Origin of the sequence: Streptomyces botrytidirepellens, from assembly GCF_003721215.1 — a bacterium.
GTDB lineage: Bacteria > Actinomycetota > Actinomycetes > Streptomycetales > Streptomycetaceae > Streptomyces > Streptomyces himastatinicus.
Map to the genome: position 1 here is coordinate 1 of NZ_RIBZ01000219.1, position 12329 is coordinate 12329.

7 protein-coding genes and 1 pseudogene are annotated in these 12329 nt (G+C 71.9%); 2 read left to right on the plus strand and 6 right to left on the minus strand.

All coding sequences use genetic code 11. The features are described 5' to 3' along the window. From EEJ42_RS16475 to EEJ42_RS16500, 6 genes and pseudogenes are all read right to left on the minus strand, one after another. Window positions 1-710: PucR family transcriptional regulator ligand-binding domain-containing protein (locus EEJ42_RS16475; protein WP_184503121.1), on the minus strand; the 710-nt coding region annotated here is incomplete at its 3' end. 57 nt (window positions 711-767) lie between these two features. Continuing rightward, on the minus strand, window positions 768-1037 hold the full coding sequence (locus EEJ42_RS16480) for a hypothetical protein (protein ID WP_123100681.1): 270 nt from the start codon (window positions 1035-1037) through the stop codon (window positions 768-770). A gap of 377 nt (window positions 1038-1414) precedes the next feature. Beyond that, window positions 1415-5815: pseudogene (locus EEJ42_RS16485) on the minus strand (putative T7SS-secreted protein); the annotation flags it as partial. Next, a complete protein-coding gene (locus EEJ42_RS16490; protein WP_123100683.1) occupies window positions 5815-6483 on the minus strand; it encodes a hypothetical protein in 669 nt (222 codons plus the stop codon). The gene EEJ42_RS16490 and the pseudogene EEJ42_RS16485, both read right to left, overlap by 1 nt. Next, window positions 6480-6935 carry a hypothetical protein gene (locus EEJ42_RS16495; protein ID WP_425472916.1) on the minus strand — a complete coding sequence of 152 codons (456 nt, stop codon included), beginning with the start codon at window positions 6933-6935 and terminating at the stop codon, window positions 6480-6482. Before EEJ42_RS16495 ends, EEJ42_RS16490 begins: the two co-directional genes overlap by 4 nt. A gap of 112 nt (window positions 6936-7047) precedes the next feature. Beyond that, the gene (locus EEJ42_RS16500; RefSeq protein ID WP_184503122.1) at window positions 7048-8847 is read right to left on the minus strand and encodes a glycoside hydrolase family 15 protein; all 1800 of its coding nucleotides are present in this window, start codon (window positions 8845-8847) and stop codon (window positions 7048-7050) included. Between the two features lie 551 nt (window positions 8848-9398). Here EEJ42_RS16500 and EEJ42_RS16505 point away from each other — a divergent pair. Together EEJ42_RS16505 and EEJ42_RS16510 are read left to right on the plus strand one after the other, a co-directional pair. After that, window positions 9399-11054 carry a CTP synthase gene (locus tag EEJ42_RS16505; RefSeq protein ID WP_123100684.1) on the plus strand — a complete coding sequence of 552 codons (1656 nt, stop codon included), beginning with the start codon at window positions 9399-9401 and terminating at the stop codon, window positions 11052-11054. 87 nt (window positions 11055-11141) lie between these two features. Further along, a complete protein-coding gene (locus EEJ42_RS16510) occupies window positions 11142-11768 on the plus strand; it encodes an NUDIX domain-containing protein (protein WP_123100685.1) in 627 nt (208 codons plus the stop codon). Window positions 11769-12329: the final 561 nt, after the last annotated feature.

Below are 12329 nucleotides of genomic sequence, written 5' to 3' on the forward strand. Positions count from 1 at the left end.
CCCTGCCCGCCGCCCGGCACGTCGGCCAGTACACTGCCCGCCGTCGGCTCGGACGGCCGCCGGTCCGGCCCGTCCGCGCGGCGGGCCCGCAGCCCCTCCCACGCCTGGAGCGGATCGGTGGCGCCGGGGCGTACGCCCGCGGGCCCGGCCGCGTACAGCAGCCGGCCGTCGGGGGTCTCCAGGAACACCGGATTGCCCGCGAACTCCGCGAAGTTCCGCAGGATCTCCGGCACCCCGCCGCCTCGCAGCAGCACCTCGGTGCCCTGGCGGTGCACGACGTCGGCCTGCTGGAGCAGGGCGTAGTGCTCGTTGACGATCTCGGTGTGGATCTCCTCGGTGACTGCCACGAACGGCACCTCGCGATGCAGCTGCACCAGCGGCAGCCCGCACGAGCGCGCCGCGTCGACCACGGCCACCGGGAGCGTACGGAACCGCGGCCCCAGCTCCACCACCAGCGCCGCGATCCCCCGCTCGGCCAGCCGCCGGACGAAGGCGCGCTGCTCGGCGGGGCGGGGGCCGACGCCGAGACCGGTGGTCAGCAGCAGCTCGCCGCCCTTGAGCAGGGCGGCGATGTTCGGCGCCTCACCCGCGTGCACCCAGCGCACCGGCCGGTCCAGCAGCTCGCCCCCGGTCACCACCTCGGGGAGCCCACGGCGCAAGGCGGGCAGGTCCAGCGCCCGCGCCACGGTGATCGTTCCTTGTGTGTCCATCCGGTTCCGGCTTTGTCGATTGCGCTCAGAGGTGCCCGGGCTGTGCCCGCGAGCCCCTCACTGCCCGGCGCCCCGCAGCCGCCGCGCGATGTCGATGTCCCGCTCCAGCGCGCTGAACCGGGGCGGTTCGCGGGAGGCATCCAGGACGACGACGTGCATCTGGTCGCCGACCCGGGCCGGTGCGACGCTCTCGTCCCACCAGGAGGGGTGCTTCACCTGGTCGATGAACCCGGTGGCGCCGCCCCCCTCGTGCACTTCGACCTTCGCGCCCACGGGAGCCACCGCGACCACCGTCACATCCAGCTCCTGGTGATTGCGAAATGTCACTTCGGTCCTCCGAAAATAGATACCCAACTGCGCCCTTGGGTCAGCTCATTGAACCTGTCGAGCTTCTCCACCGGGATCTCGAATTCCAGGCGCGCCGCCCCATTGGGGCCGTTGTAATCGTGAATCTTGGCGTGCTGACCGAACTCTTCCAGGAACGAGGGATGCATGTCGTATTTGACCATGCCCTTGGCGAAGTTCACTCCCGTCGGTCCAGCATACTCCGCGGCAACCGCCCGTTCGCCGAAGTAGATCTTCCCGTCGGAGATGATGCCTCCGCCGATGTCCACGCCGGGCTGGTGGTTGGCCGGATTCGGGCCGTGCGCCAGCTCGTATTCCGCATGGGCCCCCTTCGGGGTGCGGTAAATCGGGATGTAATCCGGCGCCAGCCCCAAGTGGTCCGTCCAGGCGAGCGGGTTGGCCACATAGGTGGACGGATTCGGCGCGGGGGTGAGTCCGAGCGGGTCCGGGGTGAGATAGCGGGCCGTTTCGGGATCGTAGTGGCGGAAGTAGTTGTAATGGAGGCCGGTTTCGGGGTCGGCGTACTGGCCCGGGAAGCGCAGCGGGGTGTACGCGGTGCTCGCCGCGGCCCAGGCGGTGGCGCCCCAGAGGGTGGCGCGGGTGTGCCAGGCGACGTCGCCGTGCTCGTCGACCAGCTCGGTGGGGGTGCCGACGAGGTCGGTGACGATGGCGAAGAAGCGGGAGTCGATCTCTTCCTGGGAGCCGTCGAGCTGGGCGCCGTCGAGCGGGGAGCCTCCGAGGATGCGTTCGGTCTGGGCGATGGGCCGCAGGTCCTGGTGGTCCCAAGTGAGGGTGACCGGGTGCGGCAGCCGCCGCGCCGTGGTGGTCTGCTCGCACAGCGTGGTGCCGTCCCAGGTGAAGTCGACCCGTTCGGCGACCGTGGTGCCGTCGTCGGCGAGGCGGAGCTTGGCGGTGCGGCGGCCCAGCGGGTCGTACAGGTAGCGCCAGCGGGTGCCGTCGGGGGTGGTGACGGNCAGGTAGCGCCAGCGGGTGCCGTCGGGGGTGGTGACGGAGGTGAGGCGGTCCTCGGCGTCCCAGGCGTAGCGCCAGGTATCGGGCTTGCGGGACAGCCGGGTCTTCTGCCGCAGGGTGATGCGGCCGAGCCCGTCGTGCTCGTAGCGGGCCCCGCCCGCACGGGTGATGCGCGTGCCCTCGTAACGGCGCTCGCCGGTGGCCTCGTGACCGGGGTGGCCCGCGGGCCAGGAAGCGGCGGTCTGGTTGCCCGCCTCGTCGTAGGCGTAGGTCTCGGTCCATCCGGCCGCGTGGACGGCGGTGACCCGGCCGGTCACGTCGAGGTCGAGGTGCCGCGGCCCGTGGAGGGGGTCGTCCACGGCGGTGAGGTTGCCGTCGGCGCGGTAGGTGTAGCCGCGGTGCCGGACGCGGTCGCCGGACGGGCCGGTGACGGTCTGGGCGGTGAGGCGCCCGAGCGGGTCGAAGGTGTGGCTGAGAGTGAGGCCGCCGCCGACGCGGCGGGTCAGCTCGCGGCCCGCGGCGTCGTAGGTGAAGTCCAGGGCGCGGCCGGAGGCGGTCATGCCGGTGCAGTACCCGGCGGCGTCGTAGCTCCAGGTGGTGGTCGCGCCGGTCGGTGTGGTGCGGCCGGTGCGGCGGCCCAGCTCGTCGTAGCGGTACGTGAGGACGCGGCCGTCGACGGTCTCCGAGCGCAGCCTGCCGTGGCGGTCGCGGAGCAGGGTGAGGGTGATGCCGTCGGGGCTGGTGGCCTCGGCGAGCTGGTCGGTGAGGTCGTAGGCGTAGGTGGTGATCCGGCCGTCGGCGTCCTTGCGGGTGATCTGGCCGAGCGCGTTGCGGTCGTACGCGGTCGTCTGCCCCAGCGCGTCGGTGCGGGAGGTGACACGGCCCGCCGGGTCGTGCCGGTAGGTGAGGGTGCGGTCGTCGAAGTCCGTCTCGGAGGTCAGGCGCCCCGCCGGGTCGTAGTCGTAACGCCACGTCAGGCCCTGTGGGTTGGTGACCTGGGTGAGGCGTAGTTCCTCGTCGTGGAGGAACCGGTAGCGCGCGCCGTCGGGGGTGGTGCGGGCGGTGAGCAGGTCGAAGTCGGAGTACTCGAAGCGGGTGACGCCGCCGATCCGGTCGGTGTGGCTGGTGCAGTTGCCCTCGCCGTCCCAGGTCCAGGTCTCGGTGGCGCCGTCGGGGTGGACGCGGCGGGCGAGCCTGCCCTCGACGGTCCACTCCAGCCGGGTGGTGGCGCCGGTCGGGTCGGTGACGGTGATGAGGCGGCCGAAGGCGTCGCGCGTGTAGCGGGTGGTCGCGCCGAGCGGGTCGGTGACCTCGACGGGGAGCCCGGCGCGGTCGCAGCGCACCGTGGTCGTGTGGCCCAGCGGATCGGTGACCGCGGTGAGACGGCCCGCCTCGTCGTAGGCGAAGCGGGTGGTCCGTCCGGCCGGATCGGTGGACGAGGTGCGGTTGCCGCGCTCGTCGTAGCCGTGGCGGACGGTGGTGCCGTCGGGCCCCTTGACTTGGACGGGCAGGCCCAGATCGCTGTGGCGGATCGTGGTCTCGCGGCCGTCGGGCCGGGTGACGGCCACCGCGTTGCCGCTCTCGTCGTAGCGGTAGGCGGTGGTGTGGCCGAGCGGATCGGTCCGGGTGAGCAGGCGGTTGTGGCGGTCCCAGGTGTAGTGGGTGGTGTGGCCGAGGGGATCGGTCTCGGCGACCACCTGGTGGGCGGCGTTGACGAGGAAGCGGCGGGTGTGGCCCGTACCGGTGGTGGTCTCGGTGACCCGGTGGCCGGTCGCCTCGTCGACGGTGTCGTACGTCAGGCGGAGCGTCATGTGGCCCGCGCCGCCGCCCTCCGCGACGCAGCGGTCCCGGTCGTCGTAGGCGTAGCTGTACGAGCGCCCGTTGGTGTCGGTCCAGGAGGTGACGCGGCCCCGGTCGTCGTAGCCGAACCGGAGGGCCCGGCCCGAGGAGTTGACCACCTCGGTGAGGTGGCCGGTCTCGCCGTAGCCGTACCGCTTCACCTCCTGGTCGGTGCCGTCCGGTGCCGCGCCCGCCAGATGGAGCGCCGTGATCCGGCCCCGGTCGGTGGTGAGGGTGAGGTGGTGACCGCCGCTGGAGACGATCGCGGTGGGGGCGCCGTCCCGGTCGTACTCGAAGGTGAGCCAGTTGCCGTTGCGGTCGTCGATCTGCTCCAGGACGGCGAGCTGTTCGCCCCGGTCGGCGAAGTGCCATACGCGGCCCGTGCCCGGGTCGGTGACGACGTAGCCGCCGTCGGTGCGGTCGAGCGGCCGGCGCGGGCCGTGGCTCGGCAGGACGGCGACGCCGGGGGCGGGGTGGGGGTAGTTGAGCAGCAGGCCGTCCTCGGTGACGAAGAGGACGCCCTCGGCGTCGATCTCCAGCCGCTGGTCGACGGTGGAGGCCCAGGACGGCCCGAACCACCGGCCCAGCCGGTAGCCGGACTCGACGCGGCGGGTGAAGACCAGGGGCAGCGTGCCGGGCAGCGAGATGTCGGTCTGCGGCAGGTACATCCGGCCCGTCGCCATGTCGATCGGGTCGGAACCGTTGCTCTCCACCGCGTGCTGCTCGCGGGCGACCTGGTTCGGCCCGTGGGTCCCCGCGCCGCGTTCGGCATCGCGGAGCGTCGTGCGCGCCGCGCTCTCGGCGCCCTCCTTGAGCCCGAGGCGCAGTCCGCCGCGGGCGAGTCCCGCGCCCTTGGTGCCGATGAGTTCGGGGATGAGGCGGCCCACGAACTCGGACGGGTCCTTCTTGAAGCCGTCGACGGCGGCGGTGACGATGCGTTCGGGGTGGGCGGCGGTGGAGACGAGGCCGGAGAGCGTCGTGGAGACGTTCTGCATGTACGCGGCGGGGTGGGTGAGGTTGTACGGATCGGTGGGGTTGAGGCCGCGGGCGAAGTTGAGCAGCCCCGCGGTGCCCTTGAGGGCGCCGCCGACGACATGGGTGAGCTCCATGTTCGCGGCCTCGTAGCCGTCGACCAGGTTGTTGCCCAGGCGGTCCAGCGGCGGGGGCTCGGCCGGGGCGTGGGCGAGCGCGGACTCGACCTTCTTCTGGGCGTCGGAGGCCGCGCTGTTGCGCTGCTTGCGGGCCTCGGCGAGCTTGCTGCGGGCGGACGCGACGTCGGCCTTGCCGGGGTCCTGGAAGGGGGCGGGCTTCGGGCCCGGGTCCTCGTTCGCCTTGAGTTTGGCGTTGTACGCGTCGGCCTTCTCGTTGTACGCCTTCACGGCGTCTTCCGAGGACTTCCTGCCCTTCTTGTACAGGTCGATGGCGTCCTGCGCCTGCCCCTGGGCCCAGGCGACGGTGTCGGCGTACGCGTCCAGGGCGCCGCCGGCCGTCTCGCACGCCTCCGCCGCCTGCGCCCACTTGGTGGGGTGGAGGCCGAACTCCTCGCGGAAGCCCTCGCCGCCCTCGCCCTTCCAGCCGCCCGAGTCGACCTTCCGCATGCCCTGGACGACCTTGTCGAAGGCGGTGTGGAAGTCCTTGAGGTGCTTGGCGCTCTCCCGGATCTTGCCGGGGTTGCCGTGGACGAGTTCGCCTGCCTCCTCGGTCTCGCCGAGCTGCTGTTCGCCGGGGGTGGCGCCCAGGTCGGAGGCGACCTCGTCGCCCCAGTCCTCCACGGCGTCCGCCGCGCCCTCCAGCCCGACGTAGTCGAGCCCGTCGCCGACCCTGTCGGTGGCGTAGTCGATGCCCTCGCCGAGCTGCTTCTTGCCCTCGTCGATGAGGTCCTCACCGATGCTCAGGCCCTTGTTGACCCCGCTCTTGAGGCCGTCGCCGATGTCTCCGAAGAGGCCCATCAGCCCTCACCGCCCTCGTTCGCCTGCTGCTGTCCGGCGGCCCGGGCGCGGGCCTCGGGGGAGGGGCCGAAGGTGTCGTCGAGCATCCGGTCGTACTCGGCGTCGGAGACCCCGAGCGCACCGTGCAGGTTCTCGGGGTTCAGGCCCACCGGTCCGACCGTGTGGGAGGTCATCACGTCCCGGCCGGCGTCCTTCCAGCCCTGCGCGCTGTTGGCCATGGCCTGGTCGAAGGACTCCTTGCTGTAGTCCGCGCCGCCGAAGGCTCCGGAGGTGGCGATGTCGCCCCAGCCCTGCTGGGTGACCTCCTCCTCGGAGGCGTACGGATTACCGATGGCCGCGTTGGTGACGACCTTGAAGGTGCCCTCGACGTACTGTTCCGTCTCGTAGTACGTGCCCGCGGCCAGGCCGGTCTTCCGGGCCAGCGCGTTGCCCTCGTTGATCAGCGACCGCACCCCCCACTCCCAGCGCTCGCAGAACGAGGTGAACTGACCCGTCAGCCCCTCGTGGCCCAGCTCCAGGCCGGACAGGGCGATGTCCCCGAAGCCGCGACCGGCCCCGGCCATGCCCACCATGCCCAGTTCCTTCAGCTCGGCCAGGGCCTCGGTCAGCCCCTTGGCGATCAGGCCCAGGCCGTCGGTCTTGAGGTCCTTGTCACCCGCGGCGGTCATGCGGCATCCCCCTCGTCCTCGTCACGGTCGACGGCCGCCGCTTCGGGCACGAGGCCGCGCACGGGCGGGAAGACCATGCCGTCCACGCCGTCCGCGCAGTCCAGCGCGACCCCGCAGGGCACCCCGGCGGCCGGGACCGCCACGTCGAGGAGCCGGGCGCCCAGGACCGTTTGATACGCCCACTCGCGGCGGTAGGCGTCGCGGGCCCGGGCGTAACGGGCCAGGGCCTGCTCGTTCGAGAACGCGAGGATGAAGCGGATGCCGCCCCAGTCGGCGGTCAGCAGCCCCCGCTCGCCGTCCGGGCCGGGCTCCTCGCCCAGCGGCACCAGCACCGCCGTACGCCGGAACTCACCCAGCAGCTCCGCGAACGCGCGTCTTCGCGCCTCGGCTTCGGAATTCTCCCGTGCGCTGTTCCGCGGCGGCATGCCCGCCGCGCCCCCGTACTCAGACATACGGCCATCATCATGACCGCATCAAGCCAAAACAACGCCGGTGCCGTCACACACTCGTCACAACGCTTGCCATCGTGACGGGCGGTGGGGTCGGCGTGTACGGCCGGTGGCGTCAGCCGCCGTACGCGCCGGAGGCGGTCAGGCGGAGGGCGGTGTCGATCAGCGGGACGTGGCTGAACGCCTGGGGGAAGTTGCCCACCTGGCGCTGGAGGTGCGCGTCCCACTCCTCGGCCAGCAGGCCCAGGTCGTTGCGGAGGGCGAGCAGCTTCTCGAAGAGCCTGCGGGCCTCGTCCACCCGGCCGATCATCGCCAGGTCGTCGGCGAGCCAGAACGAGCAGGCGAGGAAGGCGCCTTCGTCGCCCTCCAGGCCGTCCACGCCCGCGTCCTCGCCCGCGGTCGGGTAGCGCATCACGAAGCCGTCGGAGGTGGACAGCTCGCGCTGGATCGCCTCGATGGTGCCGATGACCCGCTTGTCGTCCGGCGGCAGGAAGCCCATCTGCGGGATGAGCAGCAGCGAGGCGTCCAGCTCCTTGGAGCCGTAGGACTGGGTGAAGGTGTTGCGCTCGGCGTCGTAGCCCTTCTCGCACACGTCCCGGTGGATCTCGTCGCGCAGATCCCGCCAGCGGTCCAACGGGCCGTCCACGTCGCCCGATTCGATGAGCTTGACGGTGCGGTCCACGGCGACCCAGGCCATCACCTTGGAGTGCACGAAGTGCCGGCGCGGGCCGCGCACCTCCCAGATGCCCTCGTCGGGCTCGTCCCAGTGCTCCTCCAGGTAGCGGATCAGCTTGAGCTGGAGCACGCTCGCGTAGTCGTTGCGCGCCAGGCCCGTCATATGGGCCAGGTGCAGCGCCTCGGTGACCTCGCCGTAGACGTCCAGCTGGAGCTGGCCCGCCGCGCCGTTGCCGACCCGGACCGGCTGGGAGTTCTCGTAGCCGGGGAGCCAGGTCAGCTCGGCCTCGGACAGCTCGCGCTCACCCGCGATGCCGTACATGATCTGGAGGTTCTCCGGGTCGCCCGCGACCGCGCGCAGCAGCCATTCGCGCCAGGCGCGCGCCTCCTCGCGGTAGCCGGTGCGCAGCAGGGAGGACAGGGTGATCGCGGCGTCCCGCAGCCAGGTGAAGCGGTAGTCCCAGTTCCGTACGCCGCCGATGTCCTCGGGCAGCGAGGTGGTGGGCGCCGCGACGATGCCCCCGGTGGGGGCGTAGGTGAGCGCCTTGAGGGTGATCAGCGAGCGGACGACCGCGTCCCGGTAGGGGCCGTGGTACGTGCAGTGCTCGACCCACTCCCGCCAGAACGCCTCGGTCGCCTCCAGCGCGCCCTCAGGCTCGGGCAGGGCGGGCGGCTCCTTGTGCGAGGGCTGCCAGCTGATGGTGAAGGCGATCCGCTCGCCGGGGGCGACCGTGAAGTCGGAGTAGGTGGTGAGGTCCTTGCCGAAGGTGTCGACCTCGGTGTCCAGCCACACCGAGTCGGGACCGGCGACGGCGACCGTCCGCGAGTCCACCCTGTGCACCCACGGCACGACCCAGCCGTACGAGAAGCGCATCCGCAGGCTGGAGCGCACCGGCACCCGGCCGCTGACCCCCTCGACGATCCGCACCAGCTGCGGGGCGCCGTCCCGCGGCGGCATGAAGTCGATCACGCGGACCGTGCCGCGCGGGGTGTCCCACTCCGACTCCAGGACGAGCGAGTCGCCCCGGTAGCGGCGGCGGTCGGCGACCGGCGGCTCGCTTCCGGCGTGGGCGGGGCCCAGCCGCCAGAACCCGTGCTCCTCGGTGCCGAGCAGACCGGCGAAGACGGCATGGGAGTCGAAACGCGGCAGGCACAGCCAGTCGACCGTCCCGTCCTTGCAGACGAGGGCGGCGGTCTGCATATCCCCGATGAGTGCGTAGTCCTCGATACGCCCGGCCACGTGCTTCCCCTATTCGAACGGCCGCATTGCCCCTGCGGGCGTGCTTACGGTCTCCGGAAATATTGGACGAGCTCTTGTTCCGGGGGCGAGCTGGTGGTGCCGTGCCGGGGCTCGTAGCGTTTCGTCCGAGCAGGATACGACGCAGGACAGTGATCCGCTTGAGCCCGTCCATATCGTGGCTCGCGTCACGACCGCCGATCGGGTGGCGGGATCACGGGTGGGTGTCCGTGCGTGTCGAGCGGTCGCGTACGGGCGGTGTCTGTCGCGATACGCGAGGTGACGCGAGGCGAAAGTTCGGTGACGCGAGGTGCGGACGATACGCGTTCTGTTGTCATGACAGCGTACGGTGCGGCGGAGGTGCGGCGGGCCGTGCCACGCGGACGGGCTCCAGCGGCCGCCCCGGGGCACTGATACCCTGGTAGCCCGTGGAGCGGCGGGCACAAAACCCCCGAACCTCAGCGACGGCACCCCCGCGACAGCGGGGCCGCAGCCGGACCGCACCCTCACGACGCGACCACGGGAGCCCCCTTTTGGCCATTGCCGCTAAGCCCATGACGACCAAGCACCTCTTCGTCACCGGGGGTGTCGCTTCCTCACTCGGCAAGGGCCTGACCGCCTCCAGCCTCGGTGCGCTGCTCAAGGCGCGGGGTCTGCGGGTCACCATGCAGAAGCTCGACCCGTACCTGAACGTCGACCCGGGCACCATGAACCCGTTCCAGCACGGTGAGGTGTTCGTCACCAACGACGGCGCCGAGACCGACCTGGACATCGGCCACTACGAGCGGTTCCTCGACGTCGACCTCGACGGCTCCGCCAACGTGACCACCGGCCAGGTCTACTCCAGCGTGATCGCCAAGGAGCGGCGCGGTGAGTACCTGGGCGACACGGTGCAGGTCATCCCGCACATCACCAACGAGATCAAGCACCGCATCCGGCGCATGGCCACCGACGACGTGGACGTCGTCATCACCGAGGTCGGCGGCACCGTCGGCGACATCGAGTCGCTGCCGTTCCTGGAGGCCGTCCGCCAGGTCCGCCACGAGGTCGGCCGGGACAACGTCTTCGTGGTGCACATCTCCCTGCTGCCGTACATCGGCCCGTCCGGCGAGCTGAAGACCAAGCCCACCCAGCACTCGGTCGCCGCCCTGCGCAACATCGGTATCCAGCCGGACGCCATCGTGCTGCGCGCCGACCGCGAGGTCCCCACCTCCATCAAGCGCAAGATCTCGCTGATGTGCGACGTGGACGACGCCGCGGTGGTCGCCGCCATCGACGCCAAGTCGATCTACGACATCCCGAAGGTGCTGCACTCCGAGGGGCTGGACGCCTATGTCGTCCGCAAGCTGGACCTGCCCTTCCGCGACGTGGACTGGACCCAGTGGGACGACCTGCTGAAGCGGGTCCACCAGCCCGACCACGAGGTCACGGTCGCGCTCGTCGGCAAGTACATCGACCTGCCCGACGCCTATCTGTCCGTCACCGAGGCGCTGCGCGCGGGCGGGTTCGCCAACAACGCCCGAGTGAAGATCAAGTGGGTCACGTCCGACGACTGCAAGACCGCCGCCGGTGCCCGGCAGCAGCTGGAGGACTGCGACGCGGTCTGCATCCCCGGCGGCTTCGGCGACCGCGGCGTCATCGGCAAGGTCGGCGCGATCACCTACGCCCGTGAGAACAAGATCCCGCTGCTGGGCCTGTGCCTCGGCCTCCAGTGCATCGTCATCGAGGCCGCGCGGAACCTGGCGGGCATCTCCGGCGCCAACTCCACCGAATTCGAACCGGCCGCCACCGACCCGGTGATCTCCACCATGGCCGAGCAGCTGGACATCGTCGCGGGCGAGGGCGACATGGGCGGCACCATGCGGCTGGGCATGTACCCGGCCAAGCTCGCCGAGGGCTCGATCGTCCGCGAGGTCTACGACGACCAGCCGTACGTCGAGGAGCGCCACCGCCACCGCTACGAGGTCAACAACTCCTACCGCGGTGAGCTGGAGAAGAAGGCCGGACTGGTCTTCTCCGGAACCTCTCCCGACAACAAGCTGGTCGAGTACGTCGAGTTCCCGCGCGAGGTCCACCCCTACCTCGTCGGCACCCAGGCCCACCCGGAGCTGCGCTCCCGGCCGACCCGCCCGCACCCGCTCTTCGCGGGCCTGGTGAAGGCGGCAGTCGAGCGACAGACCGCTGGTCAGGACAAGGCCGCCGGGGCCTGACCGATACGGTTGACGGGGGCGCCGGCCGCTCCGGGCGGCCCGCCGCCCCCGGTCAACCGCATGCGGAAAGGACGCTGAGACAGAGCAATGGGCATCCAGGACACCCCCGAGGAGTGGCGGACCGTCGCCACCGCCACGCCGTTCACCGGCAACAAGACGAGCGTGCGCACCGACGAGGTCGTCATGCCCGACGGCACCACCGTCACGCGCGACTACCAGGTCCACCCCGGCTCCGTGGCCGTCCTGGCCCTCGACGACACCGACCGCGTCATCGTGCTGCGCCAGTACCGCCACCCGGTCCGCCACCGGCTCTGGGAGATCCCGGCCGGTCTCCTCGACATCCCCGGCGAGAACCCGCTCCGCGCCGCGCAGCGCGAGCTGTACGAGGAGGCGCACGTCAAGGCCGAGGACTGGCGCGTGCTGACGGACGTCTACACCACGCCCGGCGGCTGCGACGAGGCCGTACGGGTCTTCCTCGCGCGGGAGATCTCGGCGGCCGACGGGGAGCGGTTCGAGGTCTCCGAGGAGGAGGCCGACATGGAGCTGGCCCGGGTCCCGCTGGACGAGCTGGTACGCGCCGTCCTGGCCGGTGACCTGCACAACAACTGCCTCGCGGTGGGCGTCCTGGCCCTCCACGCGGCCCTGACGGGCGACGGCGTGGACGCCCTGCGCCCAGCCGAAGCCCCCTGGCCGGCCCGCCCGTTCGAGCCGTAACCCCACCGGACCGGGACCGGGCCGCGCCGCTTGCCCCTGTCCGGGGCGCGCTCCCGTCCGCCCACCACCGGGCTCGTGTCCCGGGGCGCGCCGTTCGCCCTGTGCGGGGCCACGCTTTCGCTCCGTTCCCGTCGGGTCCACGTCCCGGCCGGGCTCGGGTGCCCAGCCGTGCCGCTCGTCCTGTTAGGGCGTGCGCTTCCGCCTCGTCCTCGCCGGGCCCGGATCCCGGGTGCCCCGCCCGGTCCCGCGTTCCCGTCCATCCCCACCGGGCTCGTGTCCCGGGGCGTGCCGTTCGCCCTGTGCGGGGCCGCGCTTTCGCTCCGTTCCCGTCGAGCCCGCGCGCTGGGACGTGCCGTTCGCCCCGACCTGTCCCCGCGGGGCCAGGGCCCTGGGCCGTGCGCCTCGCCCTGGTTCGGGGCGCCTTCCGCTCCGTTCCCGTCGGTCCGCGTCCCGGGCCGTGCGTCGCGCGCCTGTGCGGTGCGCGCTCCCGAGCGCCGGCCCGTGCTGTTCGCCCTGTGCGGGCCCGCGCTCCCGCCCGGTCCCGCCGGGCTCGCGTCCCGG

What these genes read in the sequence shown, in the direction of transcription:
- EEJ42_RS16490 (WP_123100683.1), bottom strand. Translation starts at nt 6,483, where the DNA reads ATGACCGCCGCGGGTGACAAGGACCTCAAGACCGACGGCCTGGGCCTG.
- EEJ42_RS16495 (WP_425472916.1), bottom strand. Translation starts at nt 6,935, where the DNA reads ATGTCTGAGTACGGGGGCGCGGCGGGCATGCCGCCGCGGAACAGCGCA.
- EEJ42_RS16510 (WP_123100685.1), top strand. Translation starts at nt 11,142, where the DNA reads ATGGGCATCCAGGACACCCCCGAGGAGTGGCGGACCGTCGCCACCGCC.
- EEJ42_RS16505 (WP_123100684.1), top strand. Translation starts at nt 9,399, where the DNA reads ATGACGACCAAGCACCTCTTCGTCACCGGGGGTGTCGCTTCCTCACTC.